The 23,694-nt window shown below is 72.0% G+C and carries 24 protein-coding genes and 1 tRNA gene; 6 read left to right on the top strand and 19 right to left on the bottom strand.

The annotated features are described in order from the left end of the window. Positions 1 to 21: 21 nt before the first annotated feature. Complete coding sequence (locus AC5RVZ_RS04855) at positions 22 to 336, bottom strand: hypothetical protein (RefSeq protein ID WP_494064625.1); 315 nt, start codon at positions 334 to 336, stop codon at positions 22 to 24. Between the two features lie 100 nt (positions 337 to 436). Between AC5RVZ_RS04855 and AC5RVZ_RS04850 the strand changes: the two genes are divergently transcribed. Together AC5RVZ_RS04850 and greA are read left to right on the top strand one after the other, a co-directional pair. Then, a complete protein-coding gene (locus AC5RVZ_RS04850) occupies positions 437 to 829 on the top strand; it encodes a DUF4307 domain-containing protein (protein ID WP_494064624.1) in 393 nt (130 codons plus the stop codon). A gap of 85 nt (positions 830 to 914) precedes the next feature. Continuing rightward, positions 915 to 1,406 carry a transcription elongation factor GreA gene (gene greA, locus AC5RVZ_RS04845; protein WP_494064623.1) on the top strand — a complete coding sequence of 164 codons (492 nt, stop codon included), beginning with the start codon at positions 915 to 917 and terminating at the stop codon, positions 1,404 to 1,406. An 18-nt stretch (positions 1,407 to 1,424) separates the two neighbouring features. Here greA and ilvA read toward each other — a convergent pair whose 3' ends face one another. Together ilvA and AC5RVZ_RS04835 are read right to left on the bottom strand one after the other, a co-directional pair. Beyond that, a complete protein-coding gene (gene ilvA / locus AC5RVZ_RS04840) occupies positions 1,425 to 2,672 on the bottom strand; it encodes a threonine ammonia-lyase (protein ID WP_494064742.1) in 1,248 nt (415 codons plus the stop codon). A gap of 8 nt (positions 2,673 to 2,680) precedes the next feature. After that, the gene (locus AC5RVZ_RS04835) at positions 2,681 to 3,871 is read right to left on the bottom strand and encodes an AI-2E family transporter (RefSeq protein WP_494064622.1); all 1,191 of its coding nucleotides are present in this window, start codon (positions 3,869 to 3,871) and stop codon (positions 2,681 to 2,683) included. Positions 3,872 to 3,966: 95 nt separating this feature from the next. On the opposite strand from AC5RVZ_RS04835, the gene AC5RVZ_RS04830 reads away from it, so the two are divergent. Both AC5RVZ_RS04830 and AC5RVZ_RS04825 read left to right on the top strand, forming a co-directional pair. Then, a complete protein-coding gene (locus tag AC5RVZ_RS04830) occupies positions 3,967 to 5,244 on the top strand; it encodes a winged helix-turn-helix domain-containing protein (RefSeq protein WP_494064621.1) in 1,278 nt (425 codons plus the stop codon). A gap of 9 nt (positions 5,245 to 5,253) precedes the next feature. After that, a complete protein-coding gene (locus AC5RVZ_RS04825; protein ID WP_494064620.1) occupies positions 5,254 to 6,192 on the top strand; it encodes a hypothetical protein in 939 nt (312 codons plus the stop codon). Positions 6,193 to 6,204: 12 nt separating this feature from the next. Here AC5RVZ_RS04825 and AC5RVZ_RS04820 read toward each other — a convergent pair whose 3' ends face one another. The 12 genes from AC5RVZ_RS04820 to AC5RVZ_RS04765 form a co-directional block, all read right to left on the bottom strand. Continuing rightward, positions 6,205 to 7,296 (bottom strand): DNA glycosylase AlkZ-like family protein, encoded by a 1,092-nt coding sequence (locus tag AC5RVZ_RS04820; RefSeq protein WP_494064619.1) that lies wholly within the window; start codon positions 7,294 to 7,296, stop codon positions 6,205 to 6,207. 81 nt (positions 7,297 to 7,377) lie between these two features. Beyond that, a complete protein-coding gene (locus tag AC5RVZ_RS04815) occupies positions 7,378 to 7,944 on the bottom strand; it encodes a LemA family protein (protein ID WP_494064618.1) in 567 nt (188 codons plus the stop codon). Positions 7,945 to 8,025: 81 nt separating this feature from the next. Beyond that, positions 8,026 to 9,339 carry a D-arabinono-1,4-lactone oxidase gene (locus AC5RVZ_RS04810; protein ID WP_494064617.1) on the bottom strand — a complete coding sequence of 438 codons (1,314 nt, stop codon included), beginning with the start codon at positions 9,337 to 9,339 and terminating at the stop codon, positions 8,026 to 8,028. Beyond that, positions 9,336 to 10,562, bottom strand: coding sequence for an alanine racemase (locus AC5RVZ_RS04805; protein WP_494064616.1), 1,227 nt, complete (start codon positions 10,560 to 10,562; stop codon positions 9,336 to 9,338). Before AC5RVZ_RS04805 ends, AC5RVZ_RS04810 begins: the two co-directional genes overlap by 4 nt. A 107-nt stretch (positions 10,563 to 10,669) precedes the next feature. Next, positions 10,670 to 10,743 (bottom strand) — tRNA-Leu (locus AC5RVZ_RS04800). 30 nt (positions 10,744 to 10,773) lie between these two features. Then, positions 10,774 to 12,222, bottom strand: coding sequence for an NAD(P)/FAD-dependent oxidoreductase (locus tag AC5RVZ_RS04795; protein WP_494064741.1), 1,449 nt, complete (start codon positions 12,220 to 12,222; stop codon positions 10,774 to 10,776). Positions 12,223 to 12,256: 34 nt separating this feature from the next. Beyond that, complete coding sequence (locus tag AC5RVZ_RS04790; protein ID WP_494064615.1) at positions 12,257 to 13,534, bottom strand: S8 family serine peptidase; 1,278 nt, start codon at positions 13,532 to 13,534, stop codon at positions 12,257 to 12,259. After that, a complete protein-coding gene (locus AC5RVZ_RS04785; protein ID WP_494064614.1) occupies positions 13,531 to 14,049 on the bottom strand; it encodes a DUF501 domain-containing protein in 519 nt (172 codons plus the stop codon). Before AC5RVZ_RS04785 ends, AC5RVZ_RS04790 begins: the two co-directional genes overlap by 4 nt. A 59-nt stretch (positions 14,050 to 14,108) precedes the next feature. After that, the gene (locus AC5RVZ_RS04780) at positions 14,109 to 14,654 is read right to left on the bottom strand and encodes an FtsB family cell division protein (protein WP_494064613.1); all 546 of its coding nucleotides are present in this window, start codon (positions 14,652 to 14,654) and stop codon (positions 14,109 to 14,111) included. A gap of 34 nt (positions 14,655 to 14,688) precedes the next feature. Beyond that, positions 14,689 to 15,969, bottom strand: coding sequence for a phosphopyruvate hydratase (gene eno, locus AC5RVZ_RS04775; RefSeq protein WP_494064612.1), 1,281 nt, complete (start codon positions 15,967 to 15,969; stop codon positions 14,689 to 14,691). Between the two features lie 84 nt (positions 15,970 to 16,053). Beyond that, positions 16,054 to 16,722 carry an O-methyltransferase gene (locus tag AC5RVZ_RS04770; protein ID WP_494064611.1) on the bottom strand — a complete coding sequence of 223 codons (669 nt, stop codon included), beginning with the start codon at positions 16,720 to 16,722 and terminating at the stop codon, positions 16,054 to 16,056. Positions 16,723 to 16,807: 85 nt separating this feature from the next. Next, positions 16,808 to 17,569 carry a helix-turn-helix domain-containing protein gene (locus AC5RVZ_RS04765; RefSeq protein WP_494064610.1) on the bottom strand — a complete coding sequence of 254 codons (762 nt, stop codon included), beginning with the start codon at positions 17,567 to 17,569 and terminating at the stop codon, positions 16,808 to 16,810. An 89-nt stretch (positions 17,570 to 17,658) separates the two neighbouring features. Between AC5RVZ_RS04765 and AC5RVZ_RS04760 the strand changes: the two genes are divergently transcribed. Continuing rightward, complete coding sequence (locus AC5RVZ_RS04760) at positions 17,659 to 18,165, top strand: VOC family protein (RefSeq protein ID WP_494064609.1); 507 nt, start codon at positions 17,659 to 17,661, stop codon at positions 18,163 to 18,165. A 27-nt stretch (positions 18,166 to 18,192) separates the two neighbouring features. Here AC5RVZ_RS04760 and AC5RVZ_RS04755 read toward each other — a convergent pair whose 3' ends face one another. Continuing rightward, complete coding sequence (locus tag AC5RVZ_RS04755) at positions 18,193 to 19,002, bottom strand: SGNH/GDSL hydrolase family protein (RefSeq protein WP_494064608.1); 810 nt, start codon at positions 19,000 to 19,002, stop codon at positions 18,193 to 18,195. A gap of 154 nt (positions 19,003 to 19,156) precedes the next feature. Here AC5RVZ_RS04755 and AC5RVZ_RS04750 point away from each other — a divergent pair, with 154 nt between their 5' ends. Continuing rightward, on the top strand, positions 19,157 to 20,410 hold the full coding sequence (locus AC5RVZ_RS04750; protein WP_494064607.1) for an APC family permease: 1,254 nt from the start codon (positions 19,157 to 19,159) through the stop codon (positions 20,408 to 20,410). On the opposite strand, the gene hisS is transcribed toward AC5RVZ_RS04750, so the two are convergent. Genes hisS through AC5RVZ_RS04735 form a run of 3 tightly spaced genes read right to left on the bottom strand, consistent with a single transcriptional unit; the run spans position 20,394 to position 23,566 of the window. Continuing rightward, positions 20,394 to 21,653, bottom strand: coding sequence for a histidine--tRNA ligase (gene hisS / locus AC5RVZ_RS04745; protein WP_494064740.1), 1,260 nt, complete (start codon positions 21,651 to 21,653; stop codon positions 20,394 to 20,396). The genes AC5RVZ_RS04750 and hisS overlap by 17 nt on opposite strands. A 48-nt stretch (positions 21,654 to 21,701) precedes the next feature. Continuing rightward, positions 21,702 to 22,373 (bottom strand): nucleoside triphosphate pyrophosphohydrolase, encoded by a 672-nt coding sequence (locus AC5RVZ_RS04740; protein ID WP_494064606.1) that lies wholly within the window; start codon positions 22,371 to 22,373, stop codon positions 21,702 to 21,704. After that, positions 22,370 to 23,566 (bottom strand): Na+/H+ antiporter NhaA, encoded by a 1,197-nt coding sequence (locus AC5RVZ_RS04735; protein WP_494064605.1) that lies wholly within the window; start codon positions 23,564 to 23,566, stop codon positions 22,370 to 22,372. Before AC5RVZ_RS04735 ends, AC5RVZ_RS04740 begins: the two co-directional genes overlap by 4 nt. Positions 23,567 to 23,694: the final 128 nt, after the last annotated feature.

The raw sequence follows: 23,694 nt of genomic DNA, 5'->3' as shown, positions 1-23,694 counted from the left end.
GGGCACGCGAGCCGCGCGCCGTCAGCGTGTGGGCGTGTCGTCGCCTCCGACGTCCCGGGTTCCGCCGTCCGCGCGCTCGTCGTCGACGCCCGTGGCGGCGGCTGCGCGCTGCGCCTGTGCCTCGGCTTCGAGCTGCTCGTCGAGGTCGGCACGCACGCGCCCTCGTCGGATGCGGCGCATCATGTCCCACACCAGCAGGATGACCGCCAGCGCGATGAACACGATGATCGCAAACCCCCACGGCCCGGGCGTCACGAGGTCGGGGTCGACCTGCTGCGTGGGGCTCGGCGTCGGCGTGGCCGCCACGCCGGCGAGTGCCGCGAGCGCATCGTGCATGGGGGTCCTCGCTCTGCCCGCGTGCGGGCGTCGGTGGTCAGCGGCGATGCGCACCAACGCATAGCCTGGACTTCCACCCTATTCTCCGATGGGACCGTCCATGACGACGCAGGACATGCTCGACGACCGCTACGGGCGTCGGCGGTCGCCCGGACGCCGGTGGCTCGTGCTGGCGGGCATCCTGGCAGCGATCGCGGCCGTCGGCTGGTTCGGCTGGACCACCGTTCAGAGCTCCCTGGGCAGCGTCGATGCGGACACGACGTCGTTCGAGGTGATCGACGAGCACACCGTGATGCTCGGCTTCCAGATCACCGCGCCGGCGGGCCGGTCGGTCGCCTGCGCGATCGAAGCGCAGGACGAGGATCACGGCATCGTGGGGTGGCGCGTCGTCGAGATCCCGGCCTCCCCGCAGCACGCGCGTGCCTTCAGGGAGGCCATCCCGACCACGGCGGAGGCGACCACGGGTTTTGTCAACTCCTGCTGGGTGACGTAGTCTGTCGGCACTGCGATCCACATGCGCCCTGGCCCTGAGCCGGGGCGTTTGACTTATCGCACGTCCTGCAGACAAGGAGACACCCGTGTCGAACGACGCCCCCGTGACGTTCCTGACCCAGGAGGCCTACGACCGCCTCGCCGCCGAGCTCGAGCACCTCTCGACCACCGGACGCGAAGAGATCGCCAAGCGCATCGAGGCCGCTCGCGAAGAAGGCGACCTCAAGGAGAACGGCGGCTACCACGCGGCCAAGGACGAGCAGGGCAAGCAGGAGGCCCGGATCCGCACCCTGCAGGAGCTGCTGAAGAACGCCAAGGTCGGCGAGGCGCCCGAGAGCACCGGCGTGGTCGAGCCCGGCACCGTCGTGACCGCCATCGTGGCCGGCGGCGAGGAGGTCTTCCTGCTCGGCAGCCGCGAGATCGCCGCCGGCTCCGAGCTGGACGTCTACAGCGAGGCCTCGCCGCTGGGCGAGGCGATCATCGGCCGCAAGGAAGGCGAGAAGACCTTGTACACCGCCCCGAACGGGCGCGAGATCACCGTCGAGATCCTGAAGGTCGAGACCTACAACGGCCAGTGAGCCGGTGTCTCCGCGGTCCTAGTCGCGGATGACCGTCGGCGCGTAGCCGGCTTCCTCGAGCACCGCGATGACGTGCGCCCGGTGCTCCTGCCCGCGCGTCTCGACGCTCAGCTGCAGGAACACCTCGTCGATCTGCAGCCCCTGCCCGTGGCGGGTGTGCAGCACCTCCATCACGTTCGCGCCCGCGGCGGCCAGCAGCTCGGAGACACGCGCGAGCTGGCCGGGGCGATCGGGCAGCGGGATCCGCAGGGTCATGTACCGACCGGATGCCGCCAGCCCGTGCGCGACGACGCGCTGGAGCAGCAGCGGGTCGATGTTGCCGCCGGAGAGGATGCTCACGGTCGGTCCGGTCGGCACGACCTTGCCCGCGAGGATCGCCGCGACGCCGACCGCGCCGGCGGGTTCGACGACCTGCTTGGCGCGCTCGAGCAGCACCAGCAGAGCGCGGGCGATGTCGTCATCCGACACGGTGACGACCTCGTCGACGAGGTCGCGGACGATCGCGAACGGCAGCTGACCCGGCCGCGCGACCGCGATGCCGTCCGCGATGGTCGGCGTCGTGGCGACATCCACCGGATGCCCCGCCCGCAGCGACGGCGGGTACGCCGCCGAGTTCTCGGCCTGGACGCCGATCACCCGGACGGCGCGTCCTCGGGCCGCCGCGCGCGCCTTCACCGCACCCGCGACGCCGGCGATCAGGCCGCCTCCTCCGATGCCGACCATCACCGTGTCGAGGTCGGGGAGCTGATCCATGAGCTCCAGCCCCAGCGTCCCCTGCCCCGCGATGATGTCCGGGTGGTCGAACGGGTGGATGAAGACGGCGCCGGTGCGCTCGGCGAACTCGGCCGCCATCCGCAGCGGCGTCTCGACGGTCGACCCCTCGAGGATGACGTCGGCGCCGTAGCCGCGCGTGGCCAGCAGCTTGGGAACCGGCACCCCGAGCGGCATGAAGATGGTCGCGGGGATGCCGAGCGCCTTCGCCGCCAGCGCGACCCCCTGCGCGTGGTTCCCCGCAGACGCGGCCACGACGCCGCGGGCGCGCTCCTCCTCGGTCAGCCGCGACAGCCGGTAGGTCGCACCGCGGATCTTGAACGAGCCCGTGCGCTGCAGGTTCTCGAGCTTCAGGTGCACGGGAACGCCCAGCAGGTCTGTCAGGTGCTGGGACTCGTCCAGCGGCGTGCGCGAGATCACGCCCTCGAGCGCAGCGGCGGCGTCCTCGTAATCGGCGAGGCTCGGCGCGGCGGCGCTGCCGGGGGCGGGGGGCATGGTCGTGGTCACGACGGGGTTCTCCTCGGTCGGGGGACGGTGCTCCAGATGAGGTCTCCTCGGGGTCTCGCGCCGGTCTCCCACGCCCGTTCGCTGAGGTAGACGGCGACGACGTTGACGAACGCGGCGAGCGGCACGGCGAACAGGGCGCCCGGGATGCCGGCGACCATCGCTCCCCCGGCGACGACCAGGACCACCGCGAGCGGGTGCACCTTCACGGCGGAGCCCATGAGCAGCGGCTGCAGCACGTGCCCCTCCAGCTGCTGGACGCCCAGCACCACCACGAGCATCCACAGCGCGATCCACGGGCCGTTGTAGACCAGGGCCAGGAACACGGCGACCGCGCCGGTGACGACCGCGCCGACGAAGGGGACGAAGGCGCCCAGGAAGACCAGGACGGCGACCGGGACGGCCAGCGGCACGCCCAAGAGGAACGCCCCCAGCCCGATTCCGATGGCGTCGATCGTGGCCACCAGCAGCTGCGTGCGAGCGTAGTTGACGACCGTCACCCACCCTGCCCGACCGGCGCCGTCCGCGGCGGGACGTGCCTTGCGCGGGAACATCCGCACGGTCCAGCGCCAGATGCCGGCGCCGTCCGCGAGCAGGCACAGCAGGATGAACAGCGTCAGCAGCGCGCCGGCCGCGACGTGTCCGAGCGTCGAGCCGATGGCGAGCGCACCGGACCACAGCAGCTCCGCCTGCTCCTGCGCGAAGGCCCACGCCTGCGCCAGCAGATCGTCGATCTGGTCGGCGCTGAGGTGGAGAGGCCCCTGGATCAGGTACTCGCGGAAGTCCTGGACGGCCTGCACCGTCCGCTCCTGAACCGACGGCCACTGCCGCGTGATCTGCCACACCGCCAGCCACAGCAGTCCCGTGACGACGGCGATCGTGACCAGCACCGACAGGACGATGGCCAGCCAACGGGGGAAGCGGTGGCGCAGCATCCACGCGAACGACGGCCACAGCAGCGCGGTGAGCAGGATCGCGATGAAAAGCGGAATGACCAGCAGCTTCAGCTGGATGATCAGCCACACCGCCACACCCACGGCCGCAGCGACGACCAGCAGCCGCCACGCGTAGGCCGTGGCGACCCGCAGGCCCCGCGGGACCGTGCCGGACAGCTCGGTGGAGACGACTCTGCGCCGATCGCGGACGGCGTCGAGGAGCGAACCGCGAGGCTTGCCGTCGGTGCCGCTCATCCCGCCAGTCTAGGTCGGCCGCATGCCTCGACGCTCATGTGACCGGTCGTCACGCGGCGCGTCCGGTGTCGGACGCCGTGGCTAGGCTGACGCGCGTGAAGTCGTCCCTCAGCCTGCCGGAGGCCCGGCGGATCGCCTTGTCCGCACAGGGCTTGGCCAAGCCACGACCCGCCCAGCCGGGAACACGGCAGCTCGCTGCCGCACTCTCGCGGATGGCGACCCTTCAGATCGACTCGGTGAACGTCTTCGCGCGCTCGCACTACATGCCGCTGTTCTCGCGGGTCGGGGCCTACGATCCGGCGGCTCTGGACCGCCTGCTGTTCGCACGGCGGGCACCGTACGTCGAGTACTGGGCGCACGTCGCGGCGTTCATCCCGGCGACGGACTGGGGCCTCTTCCGGTTCCGCATGGACGAGATGCGCGCCAAGTACGGGTCCGCACAAGACGGCTGGTTCCGGCAGCATCGCGAGACCGTCGACTGGGTCCGTGCAGAGCTCGCCGCGCGCGGGCCCCTGAGGCCCGCCCAGATCGAGCACGACGCCAAGCGGGGCGCACGCGGTCCCTGGTGGGACTGGGACGTGGTCAAGCGGGCCCTCGAGTATCTGTGGCTGTTCGGCGAGGTGGCCATCGCCGGGCGTCGCGGTTTCGAGCGCCGCTACGGTCTGGCCGAGCACGTGCTGCCGGCGGACGCGCTGAACATCCGCGTCGAGCGAGCCGACGCCATCCGTGAACTGGTGCGCAGGGCCGCCAGGGCGTACGGCGTCGCGACCGCCGCCGACCTCGCCGACTACTGGCGCCTGACCGACCGCAAGGCCGTGATGGCGGCGATCGGGGAGCTCACCGACAGCGGCGAGCTGCATCCGGTGACCGTCGACGGGTGGACCGCCGCAGGGCGCCCCGCGAAGGCATGGCTCCACGACAGCGCCGCCCTTCCTCGGCGCATCGACGCGGCGGCGATCCTGACGCCGTTCGACCCGGTCGTGTGGTTCCGGGACCGGGCCGAGCGCCTTTTCGACTTCGCGTATCGCATCGAGATCTACACCCCGGCGCACAAGCGACGATTCGGCTACTACTCGCTTCCGGTGCTGGTGGATGACGACCTGGTCGGCCGCGTCGACCTGAAAGCCGACCGCGCGGCGTCCACCCTGCTCGTGCAGTCGGCATGGTGGGAGCACGGACGCCCGGCCCACGCCGCCGCACGGCTCGCGGACGAGCTGCGCACGGCCGCCGCCTGGCAGGGACTCGGATCGATCTCCGTCTCGAGGTGGGGCGACGCGGTCGACGATCTCGCGCGGGCGCTTCCCGAAGCCGGGCGTCACGAGGCCGGTCCTGCCGAGCCGGTCGCGCTCGCCGCCGAGGAGCCGGCCGGATAACGTAGACGGGTGAGGCGGCGACCGGTGGTGATCGGCATCGTGGTCGGCGCCGTCGCTCTCGTGGCGGTCGCCGTCGCAGCGTGGTGGTTCGGCTTCCGCCCGCCGACGGCGCAGGATGCCGCCGGCACGTATCTGCGGGCGCTGGAGACCGGCGACCTCGCCGCCATCCAGGCGATGCGCGCTCCCCTCGATGAAGAGACGGATCGGATCATCGAGGAGTCGTTCGCGGGCGCGACCTCATACCTCGTCGACGCGCGCATCGAGGAGATGCGCGAGCGGAAGGCCGACCTCGTCTCGGTGCATGCGACCGCCGAGGTCGACGGCACGCGCCGTGACCTCCTCTTCGACCTCCGACGGTCCGGCGACCGGTGGTCTCTCGCCGGCGACTACCTGGCATCCGCCACGGTCGAGGTGGTGCTCGCCGGATCGGACGTCGCCGTGGGCGACGTGCGCATCGGGGGCGCCCTCGTGGGCGCCGGGACCGCGACGCCGCTCCTGCCCGCCGTCTATCCGGTCACCGCCGGACCGCGCGAGCTCCTCAGCGGAACATCAACCCTCGCCGTCAGCAATGATCGCGCCGAGCAGCTCGCCCTCGAGGTCACCCTCTCCCCCGACGCCGCCGCGTCCGCGCAGGAGCAGCTGAACGCCTATGCGTCCGCGTGCGCCGAGGCGGCCGAGACCGTGCCGGAGAACTGCGGGCTCGTGATCCCGTGGGCTGCCGACCTCGCGCGGCTCGAGCGGATCGCCTTCCGCGTCGAACGGCTGCCCAGCGTCACCCTCCTTCCCGAGAACGGGTCCTTCGCCGCGACAGAGGGCGTCATCGTCGCTACCGCGCATGGGACGGGCCACGACGGCCGCGACGGCTTCTTCACCTACCGGACCGACCAGTGGGCCCTGCGCGGCGCCTTCGGCTTCGACGACGGAATCATGGTGCTCACCGTCCGGTGACGCGGGCGACCCTCAGCGGCCGCCCTGCCGCACCTCCAGTCCCAGCCAGCGCCCGAGCTCGTCGATCTCCCGGGTGACCGCTGCCTCCTGGTCCTCGGTGAAGGGCTCGTCCTCGTGGACGGCGAAGACGTGGAGGACGCCCGCCTTGCGGTCCGCCTTGGCATCCAGCTTGCCGATGAACCGGTCGCCGTGCAGGATCGGCAGCGCGAAGTACCCCCACCGCCGCTTGGCAGCAGGCTTGTACATCTCGAGCAGATACTCGTATCCGAAGAGCTCCTCGAGACGCCGGCGATCGAACACCAGCCGGTCGAAGGGCGACAGCAGCGCCGTGCGCGGACGGACGTCGTCATCGCCCAGGGCAGCCGGATCCACGCGCCAGATGCCGTCGACGCCTTCGACGACCGCCTCCTCGCCGATCTCGCCGACGTCGATCGGCTCGATCGGCTGCGCCACTGTCCTGACCCGCGCGATCCCGAGCGCCGCAAGGCGACGCTCAGCCCTCTCGCGCGCCGCGTCATCCGGCGCGAGCTCTTCGACGTCGGCCGGGTACACCCTCTCCGCCACGTCGAACAGGCGCCCGGCGGCATCCCGGGCCGACACGGCCACCTCGCCGCGCAGCACCAGCATCTCCAGCAGCTGCAGCGTGTTGCGGTTGTTCGTCCACCCCGACGAGCTCCAGGACACCTGCGCGGTGTCGGGGATGTCCGTCGGCCGCAGAGGCCCCTCTGCCCGGAGGCGGGTGAGGACGTCGCGCCGGAAGCGGTCGTTGGCCGCCAGCCACTCGCGGGCCTGCGCCGAGTGCGGCCGCTGCCGCATCTCGGGCAGGAGCAGCGGAAGGTCCGCCATGGTGCGGTAGAACCCGCCCCACTCGAAGATGGCACGGTCCTGCTCGACCAGACGCTGCAGATCGGCGGGCTGGTACGGCCAGCCGAGCCTGCTCCACAGGATGAGATCCGCGCTGGGAGCGATGGCCGCCGTCGGCTCGATGTTCACCACGGTGAGCCCGTCGACGGTCTCGACGATCCCCGACGGCCGCTGCGCCGTCAGCAGCTGCGCGCGCACGGCGATGCGGCGCGCCTGTTCACGGGAGAGCCGGAGGGGCATGCCCCGACGCTAGCGCGCGCCGGCGACACCGGCGGCAGCGTCGCACCGGTCCGGAACGCTCCCGCCGCTGCGCGCGCCTGGTCAGAACTGCACGCGAGGCGGCTCCGACACGGCCGCGCCGTCCACGACCTCGAAGAACTCGCGCTCGGAGAATCCGAGGTTGCGAGCGAACAGGTTGTTCGGGAACACCTTGATCTTCGTGTTCAGCTCCCGCACGCCGCCGTTGTAGAACCGGCGGGACGCCTGGATCTTGTCCTCAGCATCGACGATCGACTGCTGCAGCTGAAGGAAGTTCTGACTGGCCTGCAGCTGCGGGTACGCCTCGGCGACGGCGAACAGCGATCTGAGCGCCCGCTGCATGTGTCCCTCGGCGAGGCCGGCTTCCGCTGGTCCTCCGGCGGTGAGCGTCTCAGCCCTCGCCCGGGTCACGTTCTCGAAGACGGCCTTCTCATGTGCCGCGTATCCCTTGACCGATTCGATGAGGTTCGGAAGGAGATCGGCCCGGCGCTTGAGCTGCACGGTGATATCGCTCCACGCCTCATCGACGCGGACGTTCAGCTGCACGAGGGAGTTGTACGTCGCCCAGAGATAGATGCCGGCGACGAGGACGAGCGCCACCACGATGATGACTGGGATCAGCCATTCCATAGCCGAGTTCTCCGTTCGAATCCCCCTCATCCTATCCAGCGGCCACTCGCGCTCCCGGGTCGGTGCCGGGACTCCCAGCCGTTACCCACCCAGGACCCGCTCGAGATGGGGGTTGCGGAAGACCCGCTCGGGATCGAGGCGATCGCGCAGGGCGAGGAAGTCGTCGAATCGCGGATACCGCTCGCGCAGCGCCTCGGCTCCGAGCGTGTGCATCTTCCCCCAGTGCGGTCGGCCGCCGTGGTGGAGCATGATCTCCTCCACCGCCGCGAAGTACGCGGTGGGGTCGTCGCGCCAGTACCGGTGCACCGCGATGTAGCCGGAGGCCCGTCCGTGTGCGGTCGAGAGCCACAGGTCGTCGGCCGCGGCGAATCGGACCTCCACCGGGAACGAGATGCGCCACCGACGCTGCCGGATGAGCTCGCGCAGCTCTGCGAAGGCGGCGCGCACGTTCTCGACCGGCAGCGCGTACTCCATCTCCCGGAAGCGCACGCCGCGCTCCGAGGCGAAGACCCTCGGCGAGAGGTCCGTGTACTCCCGGTCGCCCCACAGCCTGACCGAGAGCTCGTTGATCGGCGGAGTCGCCGCGGGGACGACGTGGGCGACGCCGCACGCGAGTCGGTGCAGCCCGTTGCCGACGAGGGTGTCGTCCACCCATCTGCGCGCGGAGGACAGCGGATGCCGCGGCGCGCTCTCCGGCAGCCGCGTGTTGGTCTTCGTCATCGCCCGATCGGTATGCGGGAACCAGTAGAACTCGAAGTGATCGGAGGCGTCCACGCGGCCGTCGAGGTCGTCCAGGACCGCGTCGAGCGGCTCGGGGCGCTCGACCGCGTGCAGGGCGAACGCCCGCACGCACCGCACCGTGACCTCGACGAGGATGCCGAGCGCCCCGAGCGCCAGGGCCACGGCCGGCAGCAGGCCGGGGCTGTCGTCCTCGTCGACGCGCAGCAGCTCGCCTGACGCGGTGACCAGCGTGGCTCCGACGATCTGCGTCGCGATGCCGCCGAAGCGGGAGCCGGTGCCATGCGTGCCCGTGGAGATGGCGCCGGCGATCGACTGACGGTCGATGTCGCCCAGGTTCTCCATCGCGAGCCCGAACGGCGCGAGAAGCGCCGGGATCCGGTGCAGCCGTGTCCCGGCGAGGAAGGTGGCCTCGGACCGGTCCACGTCGACCGCGACCAGGCCGGTGAGGTCCCGCAGATCCAGCAGCACTCCCGGCGCGACGGCGATGCCGTTGAAGCTGTGGCCGGCGCCTACCGCCTTGATGGGAAGACGATGAGCCACCGCCGCGGCGACCGCGCGCTGGACCGCCTCCACGGTGCGGGGGAACTCGACGCGCTGCGGTCGAGCGGACTGCGAACGCCCCCAGTTCTCCCACCGACCGCCGGGCCGCGTCACAGGAAGGCCTTCCCCTCGCCGCGGTAGGTCCGCACCGATCCGACCCGGCCGTTCCCGTCCACGAGGTGATAGCTGTCGATCCGCTCGGCGAGCTCGCCGCTCTTGGCGTGCCGGAACCACACCCGATCGCCGACGTGCAGCATGCGCGCGGCTCCGCCGCGCAGCGGCGTCTGCACCTCACCCGCGCCCTCGCGGGGCACGGTGTGAAGTCCTCGAGGCCACACCGCGACCGGCTGCCGTGTGGCCGCCGGGGGTCCGGACGCGATCCAGCCGCCCCCGAGCACCGTGGCGACGTCGGGCTCGGGCTTGCGCACCACCTCGAGCGCGAAGGCCGCGGCCGGGGCGGGAGTGAACGCCCGGTAGTCGTCGAAGAGGTGCCCCGCCAGCAGGCCGCTGCCCGCGGTCACCTCGGTGACGGATTGATCGGATGCGGTCAGCTCCAGCGAGCCCGTGCCGCCGCCGTTGACGAACTCCAGGGGGGCGATGTCGCGCAGCGCCGCCACGATCGCCGCGCGCCGCTCGAACAGCTCGGCCGCGGATCGGTGCTGGACCCACCGGATCGCCGCCGCGCCGGGACCGGCGTCCCCCTGACCGGCGATCTGCGCCTCGTACATCATCAGGCCGACCAGCCGGAAGCCCACGCGGTACGCGATCGCGCGGGCAAGGGACGCGACCTCCGCCGGGTCGTGGACCGGTGAGCGCAGCACGCCGATGCGGCCGAGGCCGGGAGCGCGCCATGACGCGTCGGCGTCGACGGCGATCCGCAGCTCCGGCCGGCTCCCCGGCGGCGCCACCGCGTCGATGAGATCGAGCTGCGCGGGATCGTCGACCATGAGCGTGATGCGCGACGCCGACAGCTCGTCCCGAACGAGCTCCTGCACCGCCTCGCGATCGGCCGTGGGATAGCCCACGACGATGTCGTCGTGGGTCTCGGCCAGCCACAGGGCTTCGGGCAGCGTGAAGGCGAGGATGCCTCGATAGCCCGGAAGCGCGAGGACCGCATCGAGGATCTCGCGGACGCGCACGGACTTGCTCGCCACCCGGATGGGCACGCCACCGGCGCGCACGAGAAGATCCAGGGCGTTGTAGCGGAGCGCGTCGACGTTCACGGCGGCCACCGGACCGCTGCGGTCCCCGACCGCGCGCGTCATGCCGCCCCAGTAGGACGCCGCGTCTGTCCAGGGCCTCGTCGCCGCCGGTGTCGACAGCAGGTCGAGGCTCATCCGCCCCGCCGAGGGTGCGCGCGCATGCGATCAGCCTAGAGGCAGCACCGGACGCGACCCGGGTGGCGCCGCGTCGGTCGAGCGCCTCGCGGCGATCACCGGAGCCGTACCCCCGCTGGGACTCGAACCCAGACTGAAGCGATTTTAAGTCGCCTGCCTCTGCCGATTGGGCTACGGGGGCGCGACCGGTCCGGTCGCTCCCACGCTACCGTCAGCGACCGGCGCCCGCCTTCGCCGCCGATGCCTCGGCCGTGGCCTTGTCCGCTTCGACCTGCTCGGGCTTGTCCGCCTTCTTGCCCTGCTCGCGCGGCTCGGCCGGCGGCGTGACGGCCGGCTGGGTCGGACGCGGACGCGCGGCGAACTCCTCGAACACGTACCGCGGGTTCTGCACCGTGGACAGGTTCACCAGGTCACGGCCGAGCCAGAGGTTGTTCCACCAGCCCCACAGGACGCGCCACTTGCGCTCCCACGTCGGCATGGCCAGGCCGTGGTATCCGCGGTGCGCGACCCACGCGACGATGCCCTTGAGCGCGATCTTGCCGGACTGGAAGACGCCGTTGTAGAGACCGAGGCCGGCGACGGCGCCGAGGTTCTTGTGGACGTACTCGCGCGGAAGCTCGCCGCGCAGGACGGCCACGATGTTCTGGGCGAGGAGCTTGCCCTGGCGGACGGCGTGCTGCGCGTTGGGCACGCAGTAGCCGCCCACGCCGCCGCCGGAGAGGTCGGGCACCGCCGCGACATCGCCGGCCGCCCAGGCGCCCTCGACGAACTCCTCGTCGGTGCCGACGCGCAGGTCGGCGCGGGCGCGGATACGGCCGCGCTCCTCGACGGGTAGGTCGCCGCCGCGGACCACCGTCGGGTTCGCCATGACGCCGGCGGTCCAGATGATGAGATCGGTGGGGATCGTCTCACCCGTGGACAGCTCGACGTTCCCGCCGACGGCGCCGGTGACCTGCGTGTCGAGGTGGACGTACGCGCCCCGCTTGGCCAGATCCTTGAGGACCCACTCGCTGGTCTTGAGCGACACCTCGGGCATGATGCGGCTCATGGCCTCGACGAGGTGGAAGTGCGTGTCGTCGAAGGTGATCTGCGGGTAGCTCTTCACCAGTGCCGAGGCGAGCGAGCGCAGCTCGGCGAAGACCTCGATGCCCGCGAAGCCGCCGCCGACGACGACCACGGTGAGGAGCCGGTCGCGCTCGGGCCCGGGAGGCAGGACCGAGGCCTTGTCGAAGTTCGACATCAGGCGGTCACGGATGGCGACGGCCTCTTCGATCGTCTTGAGGCCGATCGCGTTGTCGGCGATGCCCGGGATCGGGAACGTGCGCGAGACGGCGCCGGCCGTCACGACGATCTGGTCGTACTCGAACTCGTAGGGCTCGCCGACGATCGGCGTGATCGTCGCGACCTTGTTCGCGTGGTTGATGCCCGTGACCTTGGCCGCCACGATGTTCGTGCGCTTGAGGTGACGGCGCAACGCCACGACGGAGTGACGAGCCTCGATGGAGCCCGCCGCGACCTCGGGGAGGAACGGCTGGTACGTCATGTACGGCAGCGGGTCGACGATCGTCACGTCGGCCTCGTTCTTGCGAAGTCGCTTCTCGAGCTTCCAGGCCGTATAGAAGCCTGCGTATCCGCCACCGACGATGAGGATCTTGGGCACGGTGTTGGTCACGGTTTGGAGTACTCCTCCTGTGTCAGCGGCTCGGCGCGCGGGACGCCAATCGGATGCGTCGGACAGCTGCGGTGACGCCGAGCGCCACCAGTATAGCCGTCGCGGTGACCAGGGAGAGCGGCAGCGTGCCATACAGCAGCGTCTCCTGCGACGGAAGCAGCGGTGAGCGCGGCTGCGGCGCCTCGTCGGCGCGCGGCAGCGGCTCGATCTCCACCGGCTGTGCGGATGCCGACGGGCGGGGTTCGCTGTCCGCACGCCGATAGAGGCGGATCCAGTCCTCGAGACTTCCCATCGGGTTCGCGCTGACGGTGGGAACGTTCGCCGACACCGCCGCGGCGGCATCCACGAGACCGTGCCCGTAGAGCAGCTCGGGGTTCGCGGACGCGGTCGGTGCGGGCCGCGTGGTGCGGATGATGCGGTTGATGACGTTGTTCGCGTCCAGATCCGGGTGCGCCGCGCGCACGAGCGCTGCGATGCCGGCGACGATGGGGGCTGCGCCGCTCGTGCCGTTCCACTGCACCAGCCGCCCGTCGGCGGACACGCCGATGAGCTTCTCGCTGGGCGCGGCGACCCCGAGCGTGATCCCCTGTGTCGACGCTTCGACGCTGGCGTTCCCCTGCGGATCGACGCCGGCGACGGTGAGCACCCCCGGAATGGTCGCCGGGGCGCCGACGCGCGTCGTCCCGCTGCCGCGGTTCCCCGCGGCCACCACCACCACGACGTCGTTCTCGAAGGCGTACAGGAACGCGTCGTCCCAGCTCTCGGGCCAATCGGGCACGTTCGTCGTGAGCGAGAGGTTGATGATGTCGGCGCCGTGGTCGACGGACCAGCGGATCGCCTCGGACATCTGATCGGCGAACGACCGTGTCGCGGCGGACCCGAAGCCGACCGAGACCGACAGCAGCTCCGCTTCGGGGGCCACCCCGATCATGCCGGTGTCGGGGCCGGTCCCCCGACCGGCGGCGAGCGAGGCCACCCAGCTGCCGTGATCGGCATCGACGGCGCCGACCGGCGTCCGGCCGTCGGGACTGCCGGCTCCCGACACGTCCGTGCCGCCGACGACGGCACCGTCCAGCTCGACGGGACCGCGTCCGATGCCGGTGTCGATCACGGCGATCCTGACGCCCGCGCCGCGCGTGGTCTCCCACGCCTTCTGGACGCCGTAGTCGGTCAGCCAGTACTCGGCCGCGCGCACCGGATCCGTCTGCGCGGCGGGCGACGGCGCGACGTCGGGCATCGGCGAAGCCGCCGTCAAGGTCGCCGCGACCACCGCCGCCGCGGCCAGGGCGCGCACGCTCATCCGCCCGACCCGGGCTGGACGCACACGCACCGATCGGGAGACCAGGCGGACAGCTCGAGCGCGCGGTCCCCGATCGGGTTGACGCCGCGGCCGGCGGCCAGCGCGTGGCCGGCGAGGGCATGGAGGCACTTGACCCGGGTCGGCATCCCGCCCGCGGAGATGCCCTCGATCTCGCCCACCTCGCCGTAGGCCGCGCGGTCGCGGAGATACGCCTCGTGTGCTCGCGCGTACCCCGCCGCCAGCTCCTCGTCGGCGGCCAGCTCCTCGCTCAGCTCGCGCATCACGTGGTCCGCTTCGAGCACCGACATCGCCGCGGTCGCCGCCGGATGGGTCAGGTAGTAGAACGTCGGGAAGGGCGTGCCGTCCGGAAGCCGGGGCGAGGTCGCCACCACCGTCGGATTGCCGCAGACGCATCGGGCGGCGATCCCCACGACCCCGCGTGCGGGACGGCCGAGCTGTTCTCGCAGAACGGCCAGGTCGGCATCGCTGACAGGGGGGAAGGGCGGGGTCGTCACCCCGTCAGGCTACCGGCGCCCGCTGGGACGGCGCTGGATCGAGCGCCGACCGGCAGCCGTCACGGCGCGGGCGTGGTGCTGGGTGCGGGGTCGGGTACGCCGATGGTCAGCGGGGCGACGGTCTGTGCGAGGCCGGCCTCGGTGACCGAGCGCACCAGCTGGGTCATCCAGTCGGTCCGGGTCTGCTCGACGTCCTCGCTCACCGGCGCCTGCTCCTGCGGCTTCTGCTCCGGCGGCAGGTCGTCGTCGACGAGATACACCACCTCGCCCGGCCGGACGTAGTAGAGCCGCTCGCGCGCCTGGGTGGTGATGTACGCCGGATCCCGCCAGCGCTCGCGCTGGGACTCCAGCTCCGCCACCTCCTCGCGGCTGAGCTGCACCGCCTTCTCGAGGGCGGTGATGCGCTGCCGCTGATCCACGTAGGTGCCGATGGTCGGCACGAGCACGAACGCGGCCAGGACGACCAGCCCGAGCATGATCACCATGAATCCGGACAGCCGGATGCCGCCGAGCCATTCGCGGACGTCGACCCGCCCGCGCGGGGGCCGTCGCGCGGGACGCGCTGCCTTCGAGGAACGAGAAGAGGGAGCCGTCGATCTCGCCACGGCTCCCCCTTCCTGTCAGAACGTCCTCAGCGCATCAGCCCTTGAAACGGGGGAACGCCGAGCGACCCGCGAACACCGCGGCGTCGCCGAGCTCCTCCTCGATGCGCAGAAGCTGATTGTATTTCGCGACCCGCTCGCTGCGGGCGGGCGCGCCGGTCTTGATCTGACCGCAGTTCACCGCGACGGCGAGGTCGGCGATCGTGGTGTCCTCGGTCTCACCCGACCGGTGCGACAGCATCGAGCGGTAGCCGTTCTGCGTCGCGAGCGCGATCGCGTCGAGCGTCTCGGACAGCGTGCCGATCTGGTTCACCTTCACCAGCAGCGCGTTGGCGACGCCGAGGTCGATGCCGCGCTGGAGGCGGGTCGGGTTCGTGACGAAGAGGTCGTCGCCGACGAGCTGCACCTTCGAGCCGATCGCGTCCGTGAGCGCCTTCCAGGCGTCCCAGTCGTCCTCGGCGAGGGCGTCCTCGATCGTGACGATGGGGTAGTTCGCGACGAGGTCGGCGAAGTACGCGGTGAGCTGCTCGGCGCTCCAGGGCTTGCCCTCGACGGTGTAGACGCCGTTGTCGAAGAACTCCGTCGCGGCGACGTCGAGGCCGACGGCGATGTCCGTTCCCGGGGTGAAGCCGGCCTTCTCGATCGCGCGGATCAGGAAGTCCAGCCCCTCGCGGTTGCTCGGCAGGTCCGGCGCGAAGCCGCCCTCGTCGCCGAGGCCGGTGGCGAACCCGGCGGCCTTCAGCTCGCCCTTGAGGACGTGGTACACCTCGGTGCCCCACCGCAACGACTCCGCGTAGGTCTCGGCGCCGATGGGGGCCAGGAAGAACTCCTGGAAGTCGATGCCGTTGTCGGCGTGCTCGCCGCCGTTGATGACGTTGAACAGGGGCACGGGCAGCACGTGCGCGTTGGGTCCGCCGAGGTAGCGGAACAGCGGCAGGTCCGCCGAGTCCGCGGCGGCCTTGGCGACCGCGAGCGACACGCCGAGGATGGCGTTCGCACCGGTGCGCGACTTGTTCTCGGTGCCGTCGGTGCCGATGAGGATCTCGTCGACGAGGCGCTGCTCGCTGGCCTCCACGCCCTCCACGGCCGGGCCGAGCTCGTCTATGACCGCCGCGACGGCCTTCAGCACGCCCTTGCCGCCGTAACGGCCCTTGTCGCCGTCGCGGAGCTCGTACGCCTCGAAGGCGCCGGTGGACGCGCCGGAGGGAACGGCGGCGCGCTGGACGATGCCGTCATCGAGCAGCACCTCCACCTCGACGGTCGGGTTTCCGCGCGAATCCAGGATCTCGCGCGCGCCTACAGCCTCGATCAGTGCCACAGGGGGTCTCCTTGCTTGTGGAGGGTGGTTCGTCGGAGCGTCGTCGGTCCGGTCCCCAGCCTAGTGACCGGCATGGGGGCGCCGTCACACCACGATCGCGACCGCGATGCCGTCCCAGCCCTTGGCGTCGAGCGTCTGGATCGCGGTCGCGTCGAAGCGCGGGTCGCGGCCGAGCATCTCCAGGCCCCGCTGCACGCCGATGATCTGAGGATTCTCGGTCGCGGGGTTGGCGACCTCGCCCCCGCGGACGGTGTTGTCGACGACCACGACGGTGCCCGGCCGTCCGAGGCGCGCGGCCCAGTCGAGGTAGATCGTGTTCGACTCCTTGTCGGCGTCGATGAAGACCAGGTCGAACGGGTCGCCGCCCTCGAGCGTCGGCAGCACGTCGGCGGCGCGCCCGAGCACGATCTCCACCTTCTCGGCCACGCCCGCCCGCTCGAGGTTGGCGCGTGCGATGTCGGCGATGTGCGGCTCGGCTTCCACCGTGACGACGCGGCCGTCGTCGGGAAGGGCGCGCGCGAGCCAGATCGTCGAGTACGCCCCCAGCGTCCCGATCTCGAGCACCCGGCGAGCGCCCGAGATGCGCGCGAGCAGATGCAGCAGCTTGCCGTTGACGGGAGCCACCTCGATCGGCGGCAGCCCGGCCGCGTTCTGCTGCGCCACCGCCTGCTCGAGCGTCGGCTCGTGGCCGACGAGGGTGTCGGTGAGATAGGCGTCGACGCGGTGCCAGCTCTGCGGTGTGGGGTCGGCCATGCCGCCAGCCAACCGGGATGCCGCGCGCGCGTCAAGCGTCGCGCTGCCCCGGTCGGCCGCCGGGTCCGTTCCGAGGATGGGCCGCTCACCGTGCGCCGCGGTACTGCGACGCGGTGAGGCCGAGCACCGCCCGGAAGTCGTTCGCGAGGTGCGCCTGGTCGGCGTAGCCGAGCTCCGCCGCGACGACGGCCAGCGACACGGAGGGATCCTCGCGCACCCGCTGAGCGGCTTCCTGCAGCCGCCGGCGACGGATCATCGCCGCGGGAGACAGCCCGACCGTCCGGTGAGCCAGGCGCTGGAGGGTGCGGACCGAGACGCGCAGGCGTTCGGCGGCGTCATCGACGTGGCGGATGGTGGCATCCGTCATCAGCAGATCAGCCATGGCGTTCGCCAGTCGTCCCTCGGCCGTCGGCGGTCCGACGCGCTCCGCCAGCCACGTCGCGACCACCGCCGTCGCCGCGGCGTGCTCGGGCATCGCGTCGACGACGCCGCGATGGAGGTCGACGGCCTCCAGCGTCGTGTGGGCGTCGACGAGCTCGCGCGGCGCGCTGCTCAGGCGCGACAGCGCGGCCGGGCGCAGCAGGGCGCCCACCGCCCAGCCGCTCCCTCGCAGCACGCGCTCCGACGCGCGCGTCGTCGCACCCCACAGCGTCACGCCGCCCGGATCGACGACGAGGTTGGCGGCCGGATAGCCCAGGATCGGCTGACGGGACTCGACGTCCTCGGGAAGATCCCACTCGGGGATCCAGAACCATGCGACCAGCTCGGATGCCTCGGCCGGGGGCGGCACGCGCGTGAAGCGCGGGAGCCGCTCGGGGTAGAGGACGCCGCGCGTCGGGTCGGTCACGCGTGCCACCGTAGCCAGGCGCGCCGACAATCGCGGAACTGTCGCGAATCTCCAAGCCCGCAGCGTCGGCGGAGGCGGAGTATGACGGCATGACCACGACGCAGATCACCGGCGTGACCGGTGCACACACCACGAACGGACGCCCGAACGTCGCGACGACCCTCACGCCCTTCCTCGCGATCCCGCGCGCCAAGGAGGCGCTGGAGTTCTACCGTGACGTGTTCGGAGCGCGCATCGCCGACGTGACCGAGTTCGACGGGATCGTCGTGCACGCGAGCCTGGACTTCGGCATGGGACTGCTCCAGATCGGCGAGCCGTCGCCGCAGTACCGCCTGGTGCCGGCACCCGAGGGCGAGGACGACTGCTATTCCCTGGGTGTCTACGTCCCGGATGTCGACGCGGTGACCGCCCGCGCGGTCGCCGCCGGCGCCACCGTGCGCGAGGAGCCCTCGACGTTCGTGTCCGGCGACCGGTTCTCGAGCATCCGCGATCCGTTCGGCGTGCGCTGGTCGATCATGACCCGCGTCGAGGACCTCTCCGAGGAGGAGAGCGCCGCGCGCGTCGCCGAGTGGGCGGCATCCGTCGGCGAGGGCTGACGAGGACGCTGCCGGCTCTCGCGACGCTCAGCGGTCCGGCCGCGCGAACGCGTCCATCACCGCGGGAAGCAGCGCCTCCGCGGTGCGACGGTAGCCCAGGGCGCTCGGGTGGAACCGGTCCAGGCTGAACATCTCGTCCGGCTGGGTGATGAAGAAGGGGCCGACGGCACGACGCAGCGACACCGCGCGGGCTCCGAGCCGCTCGGCCGCCGTGGCCTGGGCGTCGGCGAGCTGGCGTGAGAGCCTGGATCCGAGGCTGCGCAGCGGCTGGGGCACCGGCCGCAGCGCGCCGAGGTCCGGACACGTCCCGACGACGACCCCCGCCCCGCGTGCCGTCAGCTCGCGGATGGCCTCCTCGAGGTGACGGACGGATGTCGCGATCGGCACGCGGTGGGTGACGTCGTTGCCGCCGACGATCACCACGGCGACGTCCGGCCGGTATCCGTCCGGAAGCCCGTCCAGCTGCGCCTCGAGCATCGACGACTCCGCCCCGACGACGGCGGCGGTGCGCAGGCGCACCGGCCGATGGGCCCGACGCGCCCAGCCTTTGGCCAGCCGCGCGCCCAGCGTGTCCTTGCGCCGCTCCGCTCCCAGTCCCGCGGCGATGGAGTCGCCGAGCACGAGCAGCTCGAGGGGCTCGCCGTCGTAGCGGCGCCGCCACACCCGGTCGGCGTCCAGCGCCTCCTCCCCCAGCGGCTTGCCGATGCGGCGGCGGGCCAGGGCGGCCTGCCGTCGCAGCAGCATCCGCCCCGCGGATGCGGCGACGACGGCGCCGCCCGCGGCGCTCCACGCGGCGACGGCGAGGGTCGTGCGGGGCGATCGGCGGGCGTCCGGCATGGCGCCATCCCACCTTCTGCGGGTGAACGGATGCCGTCGCCGCGGTGACGTCCCGCCTCTCGGCCGACCTCGCGGGACGTCCGGCCGGCCGCCCACGCGCGGCCGGGCGGTCCCGGCCACCTGGGCGACCGGCGAGCCCGGTAGAGTGCGCGCCGTGACGACCCCCTCCCTGCAGCGACGCCTCGGCCTCGGCGACGCCGTCTTCATCGGTCTCGGCTCGATGATCGGCGCCGGCGTCTTCGCGGTGTGGGCGCCCGCCGCGGACGCCGCGGGCGCGGGCCTGCTCGTCGGGCTGGGCATCGCCGCGATCGTGGCGTTCGGGAACGCGACCTCGTCGGCGCAGCTGGCGGCGGCGCACCCGACCTCGGGCGGGACCTACGCCTACGGTCGCGCCGAGCTCGGGCCCTGGTGGGGTTTCGTCGCGGGATGGGGCTTCGTCATCGGCAAGACCGCCAGCTGCGCCGCGATGGCGCTCACGGTCGCCGCCTACGTCGCTCCGGCCGCGTGGGAGAGGCCGGTGGCGATCGCGGCGGTCATCGTCCTCGCCGCCGTCAACTGGTTCGGCATCACGCGCACGGCGACGCTCGCGCGCGTGCTCGTGGTCGTCGTGCTGCTCGCCCTCGCGGTCGCATCGGCGAGCGCGTTCGCAGACGACGGCAGCGGCGCGTGGACCGTGCCCGGCGGCGTGTTCGCCGACGGGTGGTACGGCATCCTCCAGTCGGCGGGTCTGCTGTTCTTCGCGTTCGCAGGGTACGCGCGCATCGCCACCATGGGCGAGGAGGTGCGTGATCCGCAGCGCGTCATCCCGCGCGCGATCGTGATCGCCTTCACGATCGCGCTCGTCGTGTACGCCCTCGTCGCCGTCGCCGTCCTCGCCGCCCTCGGCCCGGCGGGTGCGGCGGACTCGGACCAGCCGCTCGCGGACGCCGCGGCTGCGTGGGCGCGCCCCGTCGTGATCGCCGGCGCCGCGGCGGCGTCGCTCGGCGCGCTTCTCGCGCTCATCGCCGGGGTCAGCCGGACCACGCTCGCGATGGCGCGGGAGCGGGATCTCCCCCGCGTGCTCGCGGCGGTGCACCCGCGCTGGCACGTGCCCCACCGCGCGGAGCTGGCGGTGACCGCCGCCGTCGTGCTGCTGGTGGCGCTGCTGGACCTGCGCGGGGCGATCGGGTTCTCGTCCTTCGGCGTGCTGCTGTACTACCTCGTCGCCAACGTCGCTGCATTCCGCCAGCGCCCGCCGGCCCGCCGGTACCCGCGCGTGCTGCAGATCGTGGGAGCGGCAGGATGCCTCCTGCTGTGCGCCACGCTCCCTTGGCAGAGCGTGGTGGCGGGCGTGGCCGTCGTGCTCGCCGGCGTGGCCTACCGCGGGGTGCGGCTGTGGCTGCAGCGGCGCCTCACGACAGCGGCTTGATCTCCAGTCCGTCGCGGCCGGTGCCGGCCGAGACGGTGGCGAATGCCGTGTACCCGTCTGCGGCCGCCCGCTCGAGCAGCGCCTTGAGGTTCTTCGTCCGGCGCTCCAGGCGGACGCGGGACCCCTCGGCGACGAGGGCCGCCTTCAGCGCGAGCAGCGCCCCCTCGCTCACGTCGCGGTCGTGGACGAGCACGACCGCGGGCGTCGCGGCGTCGGCGCGCTCGGGAACGAGGTCCACGATGCGCTCGAAGCCGATCGAGAACCCGACCGCGGGCACGTCCTGCCCGAGGAAGCGGCCGATCATGCCGTCGTAGCGGCCCCCGCCGCCGAGCGAGTAGCCCACCGAGGGGTGGGCGAGCTCGAAGATGGTGCCGGTGTAGTACCCCATGCCGCGCACGAGGAACGGGTCGAACACGAGCGGGATGTCGCCTTCGATGCCCCGCGCCGCGGCCACCGCCTCGCCGATGCCGACGAGGTGGGCCACGACGTCGCCCGGAGCACCGTCCGGAAGGGCCGCGCGGACCTGCGCCTCGCCGTAGGGCCGGTGCCCATCCGTCTGCGGCCGGTCGAGGAACTCCGCGAAGGCGTCGACGGCGGCCGGCGTCGCGGCGCGCTCCCGCAGCTCCGCCACGACACCGGCGGGCCCGACCTTGTCGAGCTTGTCGATCGTGATGAGGACACCGGGGCGCTCCTCCGGTGCGAAGCCGAAGTCCTCGAGCATCCAGTCCAGCGCCCGGCGGTCGTTGATGCGCACGCTGCCGCCCTCGAGGTCGAGGGCGTCGAGCGTGTCGAGCGTCGCGACGACGAGCTCCGCCTCGGCGCGCGCGGACTCGTCGCCGATGATGTCGATGTCGCACTGCATGAACTGGCGGTAGCGGCCCTTCTGCGGCCGCTCGGCACGCCACACCGGCGCGATCTGGATGGACCGGAAGACGCTCGGCAGCTGACCGCGGTTGGTGGCGTAGAACCGCGCCAATGGCACCGTGAGGTCGTAGCGCAGACCGAGGTCGGTCAGTGCCGACGGCTCGTCGGCCGCCGCGCGGATCGCCTCGGGGTCCAGTCCGCGCTTGAGCACGTTGTACGCGAGCTTCTCATTGTCGCCGCCGATGCCGGCGTGCAGGCGCCCGTACTCCTCCATCACCGGCGTCTCGATCTCGTCGAAGCCGTGCGCGCGATACCGCTCGCGGATTACGGCGAGCACGCGCTCGCGACGGGCCTTGTCTGCCGGGAGGAAGTCGCGCATGCCGCGCGGCGGATTGACCGATGCCACGCAGCTATCTTCCCAGGTCGGTCAGGACCGATCTCCCGCGGCGCCGGCCTCGGCGTCGCGGATGGTGGCGGTCAGGGACCGCAGCCGCTCGCGCAGCGCGCGCTCGGCGTCCCAGCCGCGCCGGCGCGCCGTGGCGGCGAGGACGAGCAGCGCCTCGCCGAGCTCCTCCTCCGACGCCGGTCCGTCCTCGGCGTGCGGGACGTCCACGCCCGCCTGCGCCGCCTTGCCCACGAGCTTCTGGGCGAGTGCGAGGCCCGGCATCCGCTCGCTCACGCCGTCGAGGACGCTCGTCCGCGTGCTCTTCTCGGCCGCCTTGGCGGCGTTCCAGTGCACGAGCACCTCTTCGGGCGTCGTGGCCACGGCGTCGCCGAAGACATGGGGATGCCGCCGCACCATCTTCTCGGTGAGGCCGCGGGCGACGTCGTCGATGTCGAACGGGTCGTCGGGGTCGCGCGAGGCGATCTCGGCGTGGAACAGCACCTGCCAGAGCAGATCGCCGAGCTCTTCGCGCAGCTCGTCGCGTGTGCCCTCTTCGACCGCGTCGATGAGCTCCGCGCTCTCCTCGACCAGATACGGCACGAGGGCGCGATGGTCGATGCGCTGCGTCCACACGCACCGGTCCCGCACCGCGCGCATCGTGTCGGCCGCCTCTCGCAGGGCATCCGGACCGGCGGCGTCACCCGTTGTGCTCATGCGATCTGTCCCTTCGTCGCCGAGGGCGGCGGCACCTCATCCTCTCGCGCCGACGGCTGCGTCCTGCGATAGTGGCGGGCACGCTGTGCGACGAGGAACGCGCCGAGGACGATCGAGATCGCGGAGCCGCCGAGCACCCCGAGCGTGGCCTCGTCCCGGACCACCGGGGCATCCGCGAAGGCCAGCTCCGACAGCAGCAGCGACACGGTGAAGCCGATCCCGCCCAGCGCGCCGGCGGCGATCAGGTCCAGCAGCGACAGGTGCGGCGGCGTTCCGCGGTTCCCCACGCGCAGCGAGATCCACCCGGCGATCGAGATGCCGACGATCTTCCCCAGCGGCAGGGCGACGAGGATGCCCCAGAAGGCCGGCGACAGCTCGGTGGGCGAGACCGCCGGAATCGCCACGAGCGCGGCCGAGAACGCGAACAGGGGCAGGACGATGCCGTTCACCCACGGCTCGAGCTCGTGACGCACGCGCAGGGCGGGCTGCTGCGCCATGGCGAGACCGAGGACGACGCCCGCGATCGTCGCGTGGACGCCCGAGAGGTACACCAGCACCCACGTCGTGATGGCCAGGGCGCCCAGGGCGATCGCGATCGGCAGCCGCGCCCGTGTGTCGAGGAAGCGGCTGAGGATTCCGAAGAGGATGACGGTGAGCGCCGCGAGAGCGAGGAGGCCCAGATCGACGTCGCTGGTGAACAGCACGGCGATGAAGACGATGCCCACGATGTCGTCGAGGATCGCCAGGGCCAGGAGGAAGATCCGGATGCCGGACGGCAGCCCCTTCCCGAAGACCGCGAGCACCCCCAGCGCGAAGGCGATGTCGGTGGCGGTGGGGATGGGCCAGCCGTCCACGGCGTCGGTGCCGAACGTGAACACGAGGAAGACCGCGACGGGGACGATGACGCCGCCCGCCGCGGCGATGGCCGGCTGAAGGGCTTTGCGCGCCGAGTTCAGCTGACCGTTGGTCAGCTCGAACTGCAGCTCGACCGCGACGACGAAGAAGAACACCGCCAGCAGCGCGTCTTGGATCCAATGCCCCACCGACATCTCGAAGACGCCCGGGATGCCGACGTACGCGTTCTTCGCGGCTTCCGCGGTGGGACCCAGCGGCGAGTTGGCCACGATCAGGGCGAGCACGGCGGCGGCGAGGAGGACGACCGCCGGAAAGCGGGCGGAGCGGAGCAGGGACACGGGGGTCCTTTCGTCGAGTCGGAGCGTGGCGCGATCGCGCATCGCCGACCAGACTTCCCGGCACACCAGGCATCCAGTCTACCGGGGCGACCTCACGCGCGACGGCGGGGGTCGGCGTCACACGAGGT

It is taken from the genome of Arthrobacter sp. Cza30, assembly GCF_059090765.1.
The sequence above is the reverse complement of the archived record's forward strand: the minus strand, read 5'-3'. Positions and strand labels throughout refer to the sequence as shown.